The following is a 17,962-nucleotide window of genomic DNA, read 5'->3' as shown; positions in this document are numbered from 1 at the left end:
CAGAGTGTGTATTACGTTTAAATCACATTATCTTGCAAAGGGATTGGTTATGAACACACTACGTTATTTTGATTTTGGTGCTGCCCGCCCCGTTTTGTTATTAATTGCCCGTATCGCCGTGGTCTTAATTTTCATTATTTTTGGTTTTCCCAAAATGATGGGCTTTGACGGTACGGTCCAATATATGGCCTCGCTGGGCGCGCCAATGCCGATGCTGGCAGCGATTATTGCGGTAGTTATGGAAGTGCCCGCCGCGATTTTAATCGTACTTGGCTTTTTCACCCGTCCGCTGGCGGTGCTGTTTATTTTCTACACGCTGGGTACGGCGGTGATTGGTCACCATTACTGGGATATGACCGGCGATGCGGTTGGGCCAAATATGATTAATTTCTGGAAGAATGTCAGTATCGCTGGCGCATTCCTGCTGTTGGCAATTACCGGGCCGGGGGCAATTTCTCTCGATCGGCGTTAGGAAAGATGCCGGATGCGGCGTGAACGCCTTATCCGGCATTTTATAAATTACAGTAACGCAACCCGCAACGACATCTCTGACGTTGTTGATTCCCCCGGCGCAAGCGCAATGAGGTCACCTCCTTCCGGGCGATGATGGTCATCCGGCGCATGGCTCATCGGTTCCAGACAGAAGAAATCAAACGCATATCCTTTATCAAACGCCGGGTCGGAAACAAAGATGAAATAACATGGTGCAGGCGGCGTCGTTTCCATGATGATGGCATAACCCTCCTGCGACTGCTCAATGCGGGCCTGACCATTCCATCCGGCAAAGCCATTGTTCACCCACTGGTGCGGCAACGGCGCGAGCTGGTTGAAATCCAGCTCCTGCGGTAGCTGCTCGCAAAACTCACCCGCCAGCCACTGCTCCCGCTCCAGCCAGTAACCGCTCGCCTGCGCCTGAATCCGCGTTTGTGGTGACAACGGAAAATAAGGATGCCAGCCGGTACCAAATGGCAGCGTCTCTGCCCCTTGATTGGTGACAGAGAGCGTCACCGTCAGCGTATCTGCCGTTAAATGAAACGCCTGACTTACCCGATAGTGATAAACACCGCTGCGATGTTCATACACCAGACACAAGCTATCATCGCTGCGCGAGACACATTGCCACTGCCCCAGCCAGCCGTCGCCGTGCAGATAGTGCGCATCCCACTCAACATTCGGTTGCAGTTGATACTCACGCCCCTGCCAGACAAAACGGTTGCCACTCACCCGGTTTGCAAACGGCACCAGCGGAAAACAAGAGGCATCGGTTGCCACACCGCTTTTTTTACCGGGACGTAAGAGCGGCGTCGCGTCACGCCAGAAGCCTTCGATGACGCCGCCCCGGTCAGAAACGTCCAGCTTTAGCGGCCCGTGAGATAAGGTATAGATGGTCATCCGCTGACTCCTTAATCCGGGAAGTTAATCACAACTTTCCCGCATTTGCCGCTCGCCATCAGCGCATAGGCATCACCTGCCTGTTCCAGCGTGAAGCGGTGGGTAATGGCGTTACGCGGCCACAGTTTCCAGTCAGTCAAATCATGGGCACATTTTTCCATATGGAACAAACTGGTCACCCAGGAACCAATAATCCGCCGTTGATGGTGCATCAGGTCGGCGCTAACCTCGAACTCGACTTTTCCGGTTTCTCCGATGTAAACCACGCGTCCCCAGTCAGCGGTGGATTGCAAAGCCAGTAAGCGACCTGCGGCATTACCGGAACAATCGAGCGCAACATCCGCGCCACCGTGGGTGAGTTCGGCGATAATCTGCGGCAGACCTTCGGTCGTTGCTAAATAGCCGTGATCCATCACCCCTAACTGTTTCGCCATCGCCAGACGTTCCGGCAGCATATCAACGCCGATGATCCTTTTTGCACCGCGACCTTTCGCCAGCATCATCGCCATCATGCCGACCGGCCCCAGACCGACCACCAGCACGTTATCACTGCCGGAAACTTCGCCGCGCAAAATCCCTTCATACGCTGTACCAACGCCGCAACTGATAAACGCACCATCTTCATAGCTCAGCGCGTCCGGCAGAAGGATCAGATCTTTTTCTTCCGCCAGCAGGTATTCGGCATGACCGCCGTCACGCTGCCAGCCGTAAGCGGCTTTTCCTTCGCCAGTACAAGAGATAGGAAAACCGCGACGGCAGTTCGGGCAAAAACCACAGCCAGAAATGTGATACACCAGCACGCGGTCGCCCTCTTTAAAATGGCGACAACCTTGCCCCATCGCCACAATTTGCCCGCACGGTTCATGACCGTTGATAAATCCCTGGTATAACGGTTTATCGGGAGCCGCCGCTGTGGCGCGGTGTTGATGATAGATATAGTGGACATCGCTTCCGCAAATCCCGGAGGATTTCATTTTAATCAGTACCTGGTTAATCCCCGGTGTCGGCACCGCAACTTCCCGCAGATCGACGGTCGAATTTCCTGGTAAATAAGCTGCCAGCATCGTTTTCATAATTCCCTCATTAACAATACGATTAATTTTCATCCCTGCCGCACCCGCGCCAGGGGCGTTAAGGTTTAGCGTTTCGCTTTACTGCTTCGCTGGGTCAGCAAGATATTCGCCAGAACCGCCACCACGATGATGACGCCGCGCACCACCTGCTGGAAAAAAGAGTTAATCCCGAGCAACACCAGACCGTTACCGATTAGCGTAATCACCAGCACACCAAGCAACGTACCGAACAAGGAACCGCGACCGCCGGAAAGTGCCGTACCGCCGACCACGACCGCAGCGATGACGTCAAACTCCAGACCGTTTGCCGCACCTGCGTTACCAGAACCGAGGCGAGCTGCCAGCAAAATGCCGGTCACCGCCGCTAATAATCCCGAAAGGGTAAAAATAAGAATGCGCACCCGACGAACGTTGATACCGCACAACTGCGCTGCCGTCGCATTACCGCCAACAGCAAAAACCGAGCGCCCGAAGGCGGTTTTGCGGCTGATGAACACAAACAGTGCAAACAACACCATCATGATCAGCGCGGATACTGGCACACCGAGAAATTGTCCCCCCAGCCAGTCCAGTACCTCGTTTTCGTCAATCGGCACTGGCAGGGCGTTAGTCATAAACAGCCCCATTCCGCGCAGGGCGCTCCACAGCCCCAGCGTGGCAACGAAACTGGGCACGTTAAACACGCCGCGCAGCACGCCGGCCAGCGTCCCCATCAGCGCGCCTAACAGCAACACCAGCAGACAAGCAATCGCCAGCGGAACGTTAAATTGCAGCAAAAATGCCAGGCACACCGAGACAAAAGCCACCATCGGTCCAACGCTGACATCAATTTCACCGGAGATAATAATCAGCGTCATCGCCCAGGCGGCGATCCCGATGGTGGCAGCATCGCGCAGCACGTTCATTTGGTTATTCAATGAGATAAAGCCCGGTGCGTTCAGGGAGAAGACCAGATAAAGAATGGCGATTACCACCAGCAAACCAATCTCATTAATATGGCGACTGACAAATTGTTTGAGCGAGACGCTCTTGCCCTGCGGCAATGATAATGACGAAGCAGACATCTTCAGGTTCCTCGGTAAAATTCATCAGTGCACAGACAGAATGGCGGACATCAGCTCATCCACATTGACCGGCGAGTGAAACTCCTGCGAGAACGTACCGTGCTGTAATAACAGGATGCGGTCGCACACCAGCGGCAACTCCTCCACTTCACTGGAGATAAACACCACGCTTTTCCCTTCGGCAGCCAGCTCGCGGACAATACGGTAAATCTGCTGTTTGGCTTCGATATCGACGCCGCGCGTTGGCTCGTCGAGCAATAAAATCTGGCTGGCGGCATAGACCCAACGACCGATCACAACTTTTTGCTGATTGCCGCCAGAAAGCGTGCCAATAGGCGTTTCGCTACTGGCTGCCTTGACCGTCATCCGCTGCATCACCTCTTCGGTCAGGCGGCGGATGGTGGACCATTGCAGCACACCGTTGGCGCTGATTTTTTGCCGATTGGTCAGCACTGTATTTTCGTCAACGCCCAACCAGGGAATGATCCCCGCTTCTTTGCGGTTTTCTGGCGTATAGCCAATGCCGCGTTTCAGCATGTCGCCGTAATCGGGGCGCGTGATTTTCTCGCCGTTGATAACAATTTCGCCCTGTTCATACGTCTCCAGTCCAACAATCGCCTTCAGCAATTCACTGCGCCCTGCCCCCAGCAGGCCAGCAATGCCGAGCACTTCGCCACGACGCAGGGAAAAACTGATCTCCGTAAGTTTTGGTCTGTGGCGTAACGCGCGAACTTCCAGTACGGTCTGGTCCGCAATCTCCTGAGCTACAACCGGTGCAAGATCAACGTGATCGCGCCCGAGCATCAGCGACACAATATGACGGGTTGAGGTGTTTTCGAGCATCACATCGCCCGCCACCTGACCATCGCGCATAACGGTGGCACAGGAGGCAATGCGGCGAATTTCTTCCATCCGGTGGCTGACATAAATCACCGCCACGCCCAGTGCTGACATTTTTTTCACAGCGCTGATCACCAGTTCAACTTCCGTACTGGCAAGCGAGCTGGTCGGTTCATCAAGGATGACCACGCGCGGCTCGCCTTTCATCACCCGCGCAATTTCCACCAGTTGCTTTTGCGCCGGGCTTAGTGTCGAAACAAGTTGTTCAGGGCTAACATCGACGCCCAACGCCTGTAAACAACGTCGGGCATCCTGCGCCATTTGCGGGTAATCAATCATGCCGTTGCGGCGGGGCCATTGACCAAGGCTGAGGTTTTCCGCCACCGTCAGCCCCTCCACCAGACTTAATTCCTGATAAACCGCGCGTACCCCCAGTTCAACGGCACGGCGAGTCAGCGTAGCTTCGTCGCCTTCCAGTCGCGTCTCGCCAATCCAGATATCACCGCTATCCGGACGTTCGCTACCGGTAAGCATTCGAATGAGGGTCGATTTTCCCGCACCGTTTTTACCTAACAGCGCGCGAACTTCGCCTTTATTGAGCGTGAAGTTAACGTTATCCAGCGCAACGACACCGGGGTAACGCTTATTTCCTGCCACCACTTTTGCTACCGGAACTGCCTCTGTTGCCGTGAACATAGGGACCTCTGCGAATCAGCTATTAGGGCAGACCATCAACGTGCGTTGCCAGCCACTGTTTACCGTCTTCCGTTTTGGTATAGAGATCGATTGGCACCTGAATCACTTTTTCACCGTCGGCTTGTTTATTGATAACCTTCAATGTTTGCGCGAAAACAGCATTGCCCATTTTCTTACCGGAAATATCCACTACCGCTTTCAGCACCTGGTTATTTTCCAGTTCCTGTGCAATTTCAGTGGTCATATCCGAACCGAAAACGGCAATTTTTCCAGCCTGATTTTGATTACGTACCGCTTTTACCGCACCGAGTGTCGCTCCACCCGATTCCCCCATAATGGCATTGAGATCTGGCGTGGAGATAATCAGTTTTTCACCAACAGAAATCGCTTTATCTAAAACAGTCCCTTCCTGATTAGCGACAATTTGCGCGCCGGGAACGCGGGCTTTTAATACTTCCTCAAATCCTTTACGGCGCTGCACACAAACTTCAAAGGCTTCGCAATTGATGACAGCAATTTTCGGCTGGTCAATTTTGTTGGCAATAAAATAATCGGCGGCAGCGTTACCCAGTTTTTTACCAAATTCCAGCGGATCGCCAACCAGATATGCCGAGACATATTTATCGACACCCTTTTGATTAATACAGGTGTTGTAGCAAATCACCGGAATACCCGCCTCACTGGCGCGGCGAACGGTGCGGCTACTGCCATTTTCGGACACTGCCGACAAAATAATGGCATCGACATTACGCGCCACGAGGGTATCAACAAAGGTACTTTCTTTCGAAATATCGCCCTGGGCGTTAGTTTCAATTAACTGTACCTGTACTGAAGAATCTTTTGCCGCATCCTGAACGCCCTGGCGCACTCCGGCGTAATATCCCTGGGTATCAAGGTATATTGCACCAATGGTCATTTCTTTTTCCGCAGCGTTGGCAAATAGTGTGCTACCTAATAGCGTAGCCATTAATAATAGATTACGGGTTGTTCTCATTTTTTTAGGCATAGTGCCTCCTGTAGGGTTTTTATTTACAACGGCTTATTTTAATTATTTGAGCGTGAGCGGCAGCGCGTGCCGCTCAAATATTACAGTTAATAGTGTTTAGTGAACGTAGCTAAAAATAAAAGGCATCACGGTGGTGAATAATGCCGCTTTCGGCCAGGCTGGATTAATCGCCGTCAATTCAGCGCGAGCAGATTCGTATTGCGCAATCTCGCCTAATCCCGCAGCCGCCAGCATCGCCACCATCAGACATTTTTCTTTATGTTGCTGTTGTAAATCGCCATACAGCGATAACAAGTCAGGTTGCGAGACGGCAAAGAAATCCGCTTCGATACTGGTTTTCGCCATCTCTTGCGCCCACTGTTTCATTTCAATAAACAGTTGCTGTGCGGTTTGTTGTTCGCCCAGTAATCGCAACGCCATCCCTTGCCAGAAGAGATAATCAACCGGTTGATCGTTGTAATAACTGTGAATGTTAATGGTGCGATCGCCAGTCGCCGCCAGACGTAAACAGCGCGTTGCTGCAGTTTCATCGCCCTGGGCTTTGGCACATATCGCCAGCCAGAACCAGATGTCGTTGTCAGTTTGCCCCGGTAAACGGCCTTCGCTTAAATTCTCCGGATAGTGCAGCGCGGCATGAAGCAGTTCGCTGGCCTGCTGCGGTTGTCTGGCATCAAGGTATTGCCAGGCACGTAACAACTGGTTGAGGATAAACTGACTGGTGACTTTCCCTTCTCCGCCTTCCCACGGATGGAATTTACGCGTGGCGAGAATCTCTGCCGCTTTGTCGGCCTGACCAGTGAGATGCCACAAATTGAGCAATTCTGCGGTCATGTCATCACGTTTCAGGGCGATTTCCAGATTAGCTTCCAGACGCGCCAGACGTTTTTCTGGTGCAGCACCGGTTAACTTATCCAGCAAATCCCGTTCAAAAAGCAGACGAGCATCCTGCGGCGCAAGCTGATAAGCACTATCAAGATAACGCGCGGCCAGTTCATAATCATGCTGCTTATTCCACGCATGGATTGCCAGCCCACGCCAGCCGTCGGCAAACTCCGGCGACATCTCAACGCAACGTTGCCATAAGGCAATTGCTTTGCCGTAGCTGCGCTTGTTGTAGTAGAAACAGGCCAGTAAATGCCGGGCAAACCAGCACTCTTCGATACTCTCCAGCGCCGCCACTTCTTCCAGCGTATTAGGGAAACGGACAAACTGCGGGAAAACATCAATGGCTTTTGCGACCAGTTCTCCGCGTTCAGCTTTTGGCAGCAAACTGGCTTGCAGGTAAAGCGGTAGCGTGCGCTGACAGTCCAGTGCGTTCAGCATCTCTGCCGCCAGAGCGGGCATGCCCCAGTTAATCAGTTGCCCGGCGGTCATCAGGGCGTTAACGTCGCGTCCCTGACACAGACCTCGCCACTGTACGAGGGCAGATTCGCTACGACCATCGAACCAGGTCAGCCACCACAGAGTGGCGTTCAGCGGATAATCACGCAGCAACTTCTCTCGCTGCAAACACGCGTTGTCCTGACGACCACTTAACACCAGCAGCAGGTTATGCAGGCAAAGCACTTCCTGATTGGTTGGGCAGGCGCGAAGACTTTGTTGGCAAAAATCCAGACCAGTGTCGAAGTGACCATTACGCGCCGCCAGTCGTGCCAGACCATAATAGCCACCGGCTTTACTGTTTCCGCTCCAGACCGCACGCCAGAAATCCTCTTCGGCTTGTTGATATTGCCCCTGACGTTCGTAAGCACTGGCGCGAATCAAACTCGCCTGTCCGCACTGCGGGTTTTTGTTCAGCACATGTGCGCGTTTCAGCGCCTGAGTGGCATACGCCACCGCTTGTGGGTAATCGGCGCGGTTATATTCCAGCATTGCCAACGCCAGGTTACAGCGATAATCCAGCTGATCCAGCGCCACACCGCGCAGGTAGTAATCGAACGGTGAACGGCTGGCATGATGATATTGCTCCAGATGCTGACCGATAAACCAGGCTTCATCTGTACTGGTAATCTCTTGTGCTGCCAGTGGCGCTTTGGCGACGTCCGGCAACGGCAACTCTTGTGGCTGATGTTCCTGATAACTCAGTACGATATTGCCATCGGCATCGGAGAGTTCAATGGTTAGTCTGTCAGGATTGATACCATGCAACACGCCCTGAATGGCGGTCGCTGGCGTCAGAGCCACGGCATCGTCGAGTAACGCGTTGCATTTGCCGATTTCGCGGATCGCCAGGCGGCATCCTTTCAACGGGGAGATGGCATACAGCCCCCACTCAATCCCCCGCTCGCTACGCTGGAGTTTAATCACCGCATCGCGGGAGGCGTTTTGCACCATGCCCAGAGAATGATAAGGCAGGAAATACTGCTCGAAACGCTTCTCTTCGTAAGCATCAAGCCAAGTAAAATCGGGCTGGTTATCGGCAAAAATACCCGTCATCAGTTCGATATACGGGCCGTTATTGTCGGTCAGGCTCTTATCCCACGCCTGGCCGAATTCACTGTGTCCCCAGCTCCACTGTTTTTTACCTGGCGCGATGTGGTGATTGGCAACGTGTAGCAAACCGCCATCTTCATCGTGACACCATGCGCCAACAAAATCGTACTGCGATTTTTCGGCCATATACGAAGTCGGCACTGGCACATTTTTATAGCGAGAAATATCCACTCCGGCGGAGTAGTCCACTTTGTAGTAAGTGCCGGTAGCGATAGGGAAAGCTGAAACAGCCCGTTTGCCGTGATCAAACACCGCCGTTACATCCGGCGGGAAAACGCTCTGATGCCCTTCGCCACCTTTCACTGCCGGGTTAGCCCACCACAAGAAATGACGCGGCGTGGCATTGCCGTTATAGACGCGACTGGCAATCTCCAGCGCCGCCCGGTCAGGGCGTAGTGTGAAACCGGTCATCACCTGTAAACCGTGCATCGGCTCCGTTTCGCCGACCCACACCGTCTGTGCGCCGTCTTCATGGGCTTCGATGGTGAAATCAACGGGCATAAAGGTAGTCGGGCGATGGTGTTGTGGCCAGTTAAACTCAATCCCGCCCGAAATCCACGGCCCCAATAGCCCTACCAGCGCCGGTTTAATCACCTCATTGTGATAGACAAAATCGCGCTGTTTCACTTTATCCCACGCGCGATGCACCCGACCGCCCAACTCCGGCAGGATCATCACTTTGATATAGTCGTTTTCCAGCCACACCGCTTGCCAGGATTTCAGGACTTTCTGCTCGCTCAGCGTATCGGTCACGCCGTAGGGATAAACCGCACCGGACGATCCCTGATAAACGCGATTTTCCAGGAACATAGGGTGTATATCCTGCGGACCTGTTTCATAAGTCGGGATCTCAACGCGCTCTTGCCACACTTTTACTGGAGTCATGGTGCCCTCAATATTAACAAGACATACTGAATTAAAAGATTTGTGGCAGTGTATTGAACAATCTGGCAATGTTTTCGCGGAATAATCACGCAATTAACTAAACAAGGTTTAGTGAAGATGAGAGCCTGCATTAACAATCAACAGATCCGCCACCATAACAAATGCGTGATTCTGGAACTGCTGTACCGGCAAAAGCGCGCCAATAAATCAACGCTGGCCCGGCTGGCGCAAATTTCGATTCCGGCAGTCAGTAATATTTTGCAGGAGCTGGAAAGCGAAAAACGGGTGGTGAATATCGACGATGAAAGCCAGACGCGCGGGCACAGTAGCGGTACATGGCTGATCGCGCCGGAAGGTGACTGGACGCTGTGCCTGAACGTGACGCCCACCAGCATTGAGTGTCAGGTCGCTAATGCCTGTTTAAGTCCGAAAGGCGAATTTGAATATTTTCAGATTGATGCACCGACACCGCAGGCTCTGTTGTCCGAAATCGAAAAATGCTGGCATCGCCATCGTAAACTGTGGCCAGACCGTACCATCAACCTGGCGCTGGCTATCCACGGTCAGGTTGATCCAGTGACTGGCGTGTCGCAAACCATGCCGCAAGCGCCGTGGACAACGCCGGTTGAGGTGAAGTATCTGCTGGAAGAGAAGCTGGGCATTCGGGTGATGGTCGATAATGACTGCGTGATGCTGGCGCTGGCGGAGAAATGGCAAAATAATTCGCAAGGACGGGATTTCTGCGTGATCAACGTTGATTACGGTATTGGCTCGTCATTCGTGATTAACGAGCAAATTTATCGCGGCAGTTTGTATGGTAGCGGACAGATTGGTCACACCATCGTTAATCCGGATGGCGTCGCCTGCGACTGTGGACGTTATGGCTGCCTGGAAACCGTCGCCTCGTTAAGCGCATTAAAAAAACAGGCGCGAGTATGGCTAAAATCACAACCGGTGAATACTCAGCTTGATCCTGAAAAATTGACAACCGCACAATTAATCGCTGCCTGGCAGAGTGGAGAACCGTGGATCACCAGCTGGGTTGACCGCAGTGCCAACGCCATTGGTTTGAGTCTGTATAACTTCCTCAATATCCTCAATATTAATCAGATTTGGCTGTATGGTCGCAGCTGCGCCTTTGGTGAGAACTGGCTTAATTCCATTATTCGCCAGACAGGATTTAACCCGTTCGACCGTGACGAAGGACCGAGCGTGAAAGCGACGCAAATTGGCTTTGGGCAATTAAGCCGCGCACAACAGGTGCTGGGGATTGGCTATTTGTATGTTGAGGCGCAGTTACGACAGATTTGATGACGCGATAACGTAACAAGGCTTCCCTAAGGAAGCCTTGATGATCACAAACGAAAAAATGCCTGATGCGCTACGCTTATCAGGCCTACACGGAGATTGCAATATCTTGAATTTGCAATAATTTGTAGGCCGGATAAGGCGTTCACGCCGCATCCGGCATGAACAACGAGCACATTGTCAGCAAATCACCGTTTCGCTTATGCGTAAACCGGATAACGTGCGCAGATGTCGAGAACTTTACCTTTGATGCGCTCGATAACGGCTTCATCATTGATGCTGTCCAGCACGTCACACATCCAGCCAGCCAGTTCTTTCGCTTCGGCTTCTTTAAAGCCACGACGTGTAATCGCCGGAGTACCCACGCGAATACCGGAGGTTACAAACGGGCTCTTCGGATCGTTCGGTACGCTGTTTTTGTTGACGGTGATGTTAGCACGGCCCAGAGCGGCGTCAGCTTCTTTACCGGTCAGGTTTTTATCAACCAGATCAACCAGGAACAGGTGGTTATCAGTACCGCCGGAAACCACTTTGTAACCGCGCTCCAGGAATACTTCTACCATCGCTTTAGCGTTTTTCGCGACCTGCTGTTGGTAAGTTTTGAACTCAGGTTCCATCGCTTCTTTCAGAGCAACCGCTTTACCAGCGATTACGTGCATCAACGGGCCGCCCTGACCACCAGGGAAAACGGCAGAGTTCAGTTTTTTGTACAGTTCTTCGCTACCGCCTTTCGCCAGGATCAGGCCGCCGCGCGGACCCGCCAGGGTTTTGTGAGTGGTGGTAGTCACTACGTGAGCATGAGGAACCGGGTTCGGGTAGACGCCAGCAGCGACCAGTCCCGCAACGTGCGCCATATCAACGAACAGGTAAGCACCGATGCTGTCAGCGATTTCACGCATTTTCGCCCAGTCAACCACGCCGGAATATGCAGAGAAGCCACCGATGATCATTTTCGGCTTGTGTTCTTTGGCTTGTTTTTCCAGATCGGCGTAGTCGATATGACCGGTAGCATCGATACCGTAAGGAACGATGTTGTACAGTTTACCGGAGAAGTTAACCGGAGAACCGTGAGTCAGGTGACCGCCATGCGCCAGGTTCATACCCAGAACGGTGTCGCCGGGTTCCAGCAGCGCGGTGTAGACCGCAAAGTTCGCCTGGGAGCCGGAGTGCGGCTGGACGTTAGCGTAGTCAGCGCCGAACAGTTCTTTCGCGCGATCGATCGCCAGTTGTTCAACGATATCAACATACTCGCAACCGCCGTAGTAGCGTTTGCCCGGATAACCTTCAGCATATTTGTTGGTCAGCTGAGAACCCTGCGCCTGCATTACGCGCGGGCTGGTGTAGTTTTCGGAGGCGATCAGTTCGATGTGCTCTTCCTGACGTACTTTTTCCTGCTCCATAGCCTGCCACAGTTCGGCATCATAATCGGCAATGTTCATTTCACGCTTTAACATCCGCATCTCCTGACTCAGCTAACAATAAAATTTTCGGCCTTTATAGGCGGTCCTGTTGGACAACGGCGAACAGTATAACCGAATCATTGTGCGATAACAGGTCTTGACAAAGGAATTTACGCAAACGATTACCTTCAGGCTGCGCAAGGCTTTGGAGAATAAAGAGCTTGCAACCGTAAACGGATTTCTTTTCAGGTTTGTGATGCAAATTTTTCACTTCATCACATTCTTCATGAAAAACACCAAAGAACCATTTACATTGCAGGGCTATTTTTTATAAGATGCATTTGAGATACATCAATTAAGATGCAAAAAAAGGAAGACCATATGCTTGACGCTCAAACCATCGCTACAGTAAAAGCCACCATCCCTTTACTGGTGGAAACAGGGCCAAAGTTAACCGCCCATTTCTACGACCGTATGTTTACTCATAACCCAGAACTCAAAGAAATTTTTAACATGAGTAACCAGCGTAATGGCGATCAACGTGAAGCCCTGTTTAACGCTATTGCCGCCTACGCCAGCAATATTGAAAACCTGCCTGCGCTGTTACCAGCGGTAGAAAAAATCGCTCAGAAACACACCAGCTTCCAGATCAAACCGGAACAATACAATATCGTCGGTGAACACCTGTTGGCGACGCTGGACGAAATGTTCAGCCCGGGCCAGGAAGTACTGGACGCGTGGGGTAAAGCCTATGGCGTACTGGCTAATGTATTTATTAATCGCGAGGCGGAAATCTATAACGAAAACGCCAGCAAAGCCGGTGGCTGGGAAGGTACTCGCGATTTCCGCATTGTAGCTAAAACACCGCGCAGCACGCTTATCACCAGTTTCGAACTTGAGCCGGTGGACGGCGGCGCAGTGGCGGAATACCGTCCAGGGCAATATCTCGGCGTCTGGCTGAAGCCGGAAGGTTTCCCACATCAGGAAATTCGTCAGTACTCTTTGACGCGCAAACCGGATGGCAAAGGCTATCGTATTGCAGTGAAACGCGAAGAGGGTGGGCAGGTATCAAACTGGTTACACAATCACGCCAACGTTGGCGATGTCGTGAAACTGGTCGCTCCGGCAGGTGATTTCTTTATGGCTGTCGCAGATGACACGCCGGTGACGTTAATCTCTGCCGGTGTCGGTCAAACACCAATGCTGGCAATGCTCGACACGCTGGCAAAAGCAGGTCATAGCGCTCAGGTAAACTGGTTCCATGCGGCAGAAAATGGCGATGTTCATGCCTTTGCCGATGAAGTTAAGGAACTGGGGCAAGCACTGCCACGCTTTACCGCGCACACCTGGTATCGTCAGCCGAGCGAAGCCGATCGCGCTAAAGGTCAGTTTGATAGTGAAGGTCTGATGGATTTGAGCAAACTGGAAGGTGCGTTCAGCGATCCGACAATGCAGTTCTATCTCTGCGGCCCGGTTGGCTTCATGCAGTTTGCCGCGAAACAGTTAGTGGACCTGGGTGTGAAACAGGAAAACATTCATTACGAATGCTTTGGCCCGCATAAAGTGCTGTGATTTGAGGTTGCCGGATGGAGACATCCGGCAACCCTGACGCGGTTTAAATTGCCGCGTCGTCCTCTTCGCCAGTACGGATACGAATGACCCGTGCCACGTCAAAGACGAAAATTTTACCGTCACCGATTTTGCCGGTTTGCGCCGTGAGAATAATCGTATCTACGCAGATATCGACAATGTCGTCCGGCACGACAATCTCAATTTTCACTTTCGGCAGAAAATCCACCATATACTCCGCGCCGCGATACAGCTCGGTATGGCCTTTCTGGCGGCCAAAACCTTTCACCTCGGTGACCGTCATGCCGGTAATGCCGACTTCAGCCAGTGCTTCGCGGACATCGTCCAGCTTGAAGGGTTTAATAATCGCATCAATCTTTTTCATGCTATTCCTTGAAAAGGTCGCCTGTCTTTTGATCTGCTAAACGTAACACATAACGCCAATTCATTCCTTGAAATCGTTTGCATCCAGCTCGTGTCGGGAAAGCAGTTTATAAAATTCTGTCCGGTTGCGCCCCGCCATTCTCGCCGCGTGGGTGACATTACCTTTGGTGATTTGCAGCAGCTTACGCAAGTAGTTGAGTTCAAACTGATTACGCGCCTCAACAAAGGTTGGCAGAGCCGTATTTTCGCCCTCCAGCGCCTGCTCGACTAACGCATCACTAATCACCGGAGATGATGTTAGCGCCACGCACTGTTCAATCACGTTGACCAACTGGCGCACATTACCCGGCCAGCTCGCGGTCATCAGTCGTTTCATTGCATCGGTGGAGAATGCGCGGACAAACGGTTTATGTCGCTCTGCCGCCTGGCGCAATAAGTGGTTTGCCAGTAGCGGAATGTCTTCTGTGCGCTCCGCCAATGCCGGAATTTTCAGACTGACAACGTTGAGGCGATAGTAGAGATCTTCACGGAATTCCCCGCGCGCCATCGCCTTTGGCAGGTCACGGTGAGTGGCGGAAATAATCCGCACGTCGATATCAATATCGCGGTTGCTGCCCAGCGGGCGCACTTTGCGCTCCTGCAACACGCGTAGCAGTTTGACCTGCAACGGTGCGGGCATGTCGCCAATCTCATCGAGAAACAGCGTACCGCCTTCTGCAGCCTGGAATAAGCCTTCGCGATTGCTGACAGCGCCAGTAAACGCGCCACGCGCATGACCAAACAGCTCCGACTCCAGCAATTGCTCGGGCAATGCGCCACAGTTAATAGCAATAAACGGTTTGCTGTTGCGCGGGCTGGCGTTGTGGATCGCCTGGGCAAAAATCTCTTTCCCGGTACCGCTCTGACCGTTAATCAAAACGCTAACATCTGACTGCGCCACCAGCCTCGCCTGTTCCAGCAAACGCAGCATCAGCGGGCTGCGAGTGACAATCGCCTCGCGCCAGCGTTCGTCGGTAGTGGGAGCTGATTGCTCCAGAGCATCGTCAATTGCCTGATACAGCGCGTCTTTATCGACAGGCTTGGTGAGGAAACTGAACACGCCCTGCTGTGTCGCGGCAACGGCATCGGGAATGGAACCATGGGCGGTAAGAATAATTACCGGCATTCCCGGCTGCACTTTCTGGATTTCGGCAAACAACTGCATACCGTCCATTTCATCCATCCGCAGGTCGCTGATGACTAAATCTACTTTTTCGCGATTCAGTACCCGCAATCCTTCAGCTCCACTTTCTGCCGTGACCACGCTGTAGCCTTCGCTGGTCAGACGCAAGCCAAGCAGTTTCAGCAATCCTGGATCGTCATCGACCAGTAATAAATGCGCAGGTTTATGGCTCATCAGGAGTGACCTCATGGGTAGATGGCACGGGATTTTCACTCTCGTGCGGCGTATCCGGCGAGAAATTGCCAGCCGGTTTGCGGGTCGAGAGCTGGCGTTCAATATCGGTCAGGTTTTCCAGCTTGCGGGTAGTGAGTTCCAGTTGCTGTTGTAGAACGTGATGTTGCTGGCGCAAAGTATCCAGTTCGCTGTCGCTGGACTGCTGGAGTTTGCTGTAGCGTTGGCGCTCTTCCGCCAGCTGCAGTTGCAGCGCCTGACCGTCGCGCCAGAGTTGATACAGTGGGCGAACCTGTGCCGGGATCTCGGTACTTAACGCATCAATGCGCGCGACCAGCTGGCGGCGCTCATAAGGCGTAATTTTGGCGTCAGCGAGCAAAATCCCTTGTTTGAAGATATTTTGCCAGCTGCCGTCGTCATATTGGCGTGCTTGCTGACGCGACTGCGCAGGCATTAAACGATCAGCACAATCCATCGCCCGCAGCCAGTAAAGCGGATTGGTTTCGGTTGATTTACCTTGCAGTGCCCAGATGTCGCTACATTCAGTAGAAAGATAGTCAGCCAGTTGATAAACCGGAATTTTTTCTTCTGCTGGCGTATCAATAGCTGGCTTATTGTGACTCTGCACGCAACCCAGCAATGCCAGACATGGCAGCCCTGCCAGCCATAGCCGTCGGGGCAATAATCGTTGAAAAATGTGTCGCATATTCACCAGACTTAAAACCTATCCCAGTGGGCGTAATTGTTGCAGGCAGTTTGGACATGGACAGCGCGGAGAAACCGGAGCGTACACGTAGTACGTAAGGATTTCGAGCACTGCACGGGGCCAAACTGGCAAATAAAATAGCCTGATGGGATAGGCTCTTAACATTATTTCGTGTTTTTCGACGACGGTAATTCAATGCGGAAGCAAACCTCTTGCCCGCTCTCGTCGACCAGATACAGTTCCCCCTGCATACGGCGAATACAATCCCTGGCAATGCTTAATCCCAGACCGCTGCCCTTCACCGCCCCTTTTCGCTGGTGGCTTCCCTGAAAAAAGGGTTCGAAGATCATGGCGCGTTCCTCTTGCGGAATTGGTGTGCCCGTATTGATGACATCAATATAAACCCGCGCGCCATGTAAACTGCTGCGAAGGCAAATGTTACCGGATTCAGCCCCGTAGTGCACCGCATTGGAGTAAAGATTATCCAGTACGCTCATCAGCAGCATTGGCTCCGCCAGGCAAGCAGTTGCTTTGAGATCGACGTCGGTATGCATCATTTTAGCCCGTGCGGGCAGGCTATGAGCAGAAACCACCATTTCCACCAGCGGTGCTAACTCTACACTCTCCAGTTCCACTGCACCGTCCGCCTGTTTACGGTTGTAATCAAGCAGTTGTTCGATCAGTTTTTGCAAATTGCGGCTGCTGCTATCAAGGATGCTCACCACCTCTTTTTGCTCGGGCGTAAGCGGCCCGACAACCTGGTCAGCCAGTAATTCAGTGCCCTCTCGCATACTCGCCAGCGGGGTCTTTAATTCATGAGATAAATGTCTTAAGAATTGATGGCGCTGGGACTCCAGCCATGAGAGGCGCTCGCTTAACCAAAGAATACGTTGACCAACCGAGCGTAACTCACTCGGTCCACTGAACGAAACGCTATTGCCCAGAGAACGCCCTTCCCCCAGACGGTTGATCATCCGTTCAATATTTTTCACCGGGCCGATAATCATCCGCGTGAAGAGCAGTACCATCACCAGACTTACCAGAAATAACACCAGCGATTGCCAACCAAAATATTGCCCACGTTCGGCGATTTCACGCTGAAGCTGCTGTCCGCGAGAGAACACCACTGTGCGCGTGGCCTGTACCATTTCGGTATTGGCACTGGCAAAGGCTTCCAGACGCGCGGCGGCAGCAGCATCGGGACCGCTGTTGTTACACTGAAGTTGAGCCAGATTGTTCAAATCCTGACGCAATGCCTGGTAAAGTTTATCGTCCGGCAGTACGCCTGCGTGGGCATCGAGCATTTCGCTGTAACGCTTGCGCTGGCTTTGATAAACCTTCGCCAGAGTTGGGTCGTCCAGCACGCAATACTGACGGTAGCTACGCTCCATCTCCAGCGCCGCGTTGGTCATCGCTTCACTGCGCCGGGCATCAATAAGCGTAGTGCGGTTAACCAGCGCCGCCTGATCGCTAAGCGCATTCAGGCTTTGCCAGGCTTGCCATGCCAGCACCAACAGGGGTAGCAGAATCAGCAAAAATGCCAGCATTACCAGTTGTCGTAATGAGCGGGGAAAAACGGGCCAGCGTTTCAAGGTGTTACTCTCGTCAGACGCGAATAGCCTGATGCTAACCGAGGGGAAGTTCAGATACAACAAAGCCGGGAATGACCCGGCTTTGTTATGGAATAAGGCGGTGCCTAACTCGACGTTTCGCCCGAGGGTTGATATAGCTAAGCTGATATCAGAAGTTGGAC

At 52.6% G+C, this 17,962-nt stretch carries 14 protein-coding genes; 3 read left to right on the top strand and 11 right to left on the bottom strand.

Translation table 11 applies throughout. The annotated features are described in order from the left end of the window. Nucleotides 1–49 precede the first annotated feature (49 nt). The gene (locus tag ATB02_RS09130; RefSeq protein WP_001094726.1) at nucleotides 50–472 is read left to right on the top strand and encodes a DoxX family protein; all 423 of its coding nucleotides are present in this window, start codon (nucleotides 50–52) and stop codon (nucleotides 470–472) included. Between the two features lie 47 nt (nucleotides 473–519). On the opposite strand, the gene ATB02_RS09125 is transcribed toward ATB02_RS09130, so the two are convergent. From ATB02_RS09125 to ATB02_RS09100, 6 genes are all read right to left on the bottom strand, one after another. Continuing rightward, nucleotides 520–1,392: an aldose 1-epimerase gene (locus tag ATB02_RS09125; protein WP_105271445.1), complete on the bottom strand. Its 873-nt coding sequence runs from the start codon at nucleotides 1,390–1,392 to the stop codon at nucleotides 520–522. 11 nt (nucleotides 1,393–1,403) lie between these two features. After that, nucleotides 1,404–2,498: a zinc-dependent alcohol dehydrogenase family protein gene (locus ATB02_RS09120; protein ID WP_000700837.1), complete on the bottom strand. Its 1,095-nt coding sequence runs from the start codon at nucleotides 2,496–2,498 to the stop codon at nucleotides 1,404–1,406. 32 nt (nucleotides 2,499–2,530) lie between these two features. Next, on the bottom strand, nucleotides 2,531–3,529 hold the full coding sequence (locus ATB02_RS09115; RefSeq protein WP_039020969.1) for an ABC transporter permease: 999 nt from the start codon (nucleotides 3,527–3,529) through the stop codon (nucleotides 2,531–2,533). 24 nt (nucleotides 3,530–3,553) lie between these two features. Next, complete coding sequence (locus ATB02_RS09110) at nucleotides 3,554–5,065, bottom strand: sugar ABC transporter ATP-binding protein (RefSeq protein WP_105271444.1); 1,512 nt, start codon at nucleotides 5,063–5,065, stop codon at nucleotides 3,554–3,556. Between the two features lie 22 nt (nucleotides 5,066–5,087). Beyond that, entirely contained in the window at nucleotides 5,088–6,071 is a 984-nt protein-coding gene (locus tag ATB02_RS09105) for a substrate-binding domain-containing protein (RefSeq protein ID WP_032184901.1), read from the bottom strand. A 96-nt stretch (nucleotides 6,072–6,167) separates the two neighbouring features. Then, nucleotides 6,168–9,449 carry a DUF5107 domain-containing protein gene (locus ATB02_RS09100; protein WP_105271443.1) on the bottom strand — a complete coding sequence of 1,094 codons (3,282 nt, stop codon included), beginning with the start codon at nucleotides 9,447–9,449 and terminating at the stop codon, nucleotides 6,168–6,170. A gap of 117 nt (nucleotides 9,450–9,566) precedes the next feature. Between ATB02_RS09100 and ATB02_RS09095 the strand changes: the two genes are divergently transcribed. Next, a complete protein-coding gene (locus ATB02_RS09095; RefSeq protein WP_001354820.1) occupies nucleotides 9,567–10,760 on the top strand; it encodes an ROK family protein in 1,194 nt (397 codons plus the stop codon). Between the two features lie 197 nt (nucleotides 10,761–10,957). Here the strand turns inward: ATB02_RS09095 and glyA are convergent, their stop codons facing one another. After that, on the bottom strand, nucleotides 10,958–12,211 hold the full coding sequence (glyA, locus tag ATB02_RS09090; protein ID WP_000919159.1) for a serine hydroxymethyltransferase: 1,254 nt from the start codon (nucleotides 12,209–12,211) through the stop codon (nucleotides 10,958–10,960). Nucleotides 12,212–12,538: 327 nt separating this feature from the next. Between glyA and hmpA the strand changes: the two genes are divergently transcribed. Continuing rightward, nucleotides 12,539–13,729, top strand: coding sequence for an NO-inducible flavohemoprotein (gene hmpA / locus ATB02_RS09085; RefSeq protein WP_105271442.1), 1,191 nt, complete (start codon nucleotides 12,539–12,541; stop codon nucleotides 13,727–13,729). 43 nt (nucleotides 13,730–13,772) lie between these two features. Here hmpA and glnB read toward each other — a convergent pair whose 3' ends face one another. The 4 genes from glnB to qseE form a co-directional block, all read right to left on the bottom strand. Next, nucleotides 13,773–14,111, bottom strand: coding sequence for a nitrogen regulatory protein P-II (gene glnB, locus ATB02_RS09080; RefSeq protein ID WP_105271441.1), 339 nt, complete (start codon nucleotides 14,109–14,111; stop codon nucleotides 13,773–13,775). A gap of 60 nt (nucleotides 14,112–14,171) precedes the next feature. Beyond that, nucleotides 14,172–15,506 carry a two-component system response regulator GlrR gene (glrR, locus tag ATB02_RS09075; protein WP_012599921.1) on the bottom strand — a complete coding sequence of 445 codons (1,335 nt, stop codon included), beginning with the start codon at nucleotides 15,504–15,506 and terminating at the stop codon, nucleotides 14,172–14,174. Further along, nucleotides 15,496–16,209: a two-component system QseEF-associated lipoprotein QseG gene (gene qseG, locus ATB02_RS09070; RefSeq protein WP_105271440.1), complete on the bottom strand. Its 714-nt coding sequence runs from the start codon at nucleotides 16,207–16,209 to the stop codon at nucleotides 15,496–15,498. Before qseG ends, glrR begins: the two co-directional genes overlap by 11 nt. Nucleotides 16,210–16,373: 164 nt before the next feature. Then, nucleotides 16,374–17,801 (bottom strand): two component system sensor histidine kinase QseE/GlrK, encoded by a 1,428-nt coding sequence (gene qseE, locus ATB02_RS09065; RefSeq protein ID WP_001353026.1) that lies wholly within the window; start codon nucleotides 17,799–17,801, stop codon nucleotides 16,374–16,376. Between the last annotated feature and the right edge of the window lie 161 nt (nucleotides 17,802–17,962).

The sequence above is a fragment of the Escherichia sp. MOD1-EC5189 genome (assembly GCF_002966045.1).
Lineage (GTDB): Bacteria > Pseudomonadota > Gammaproteobacteria > Enterobacterales > Enterobacteriaceae > Escherichia > Escherichia coli_F.
Note: the sequence above shows the minus strand (reverse complement) of the source record. Positions and strands in the feature narration are given on the sequence as shown.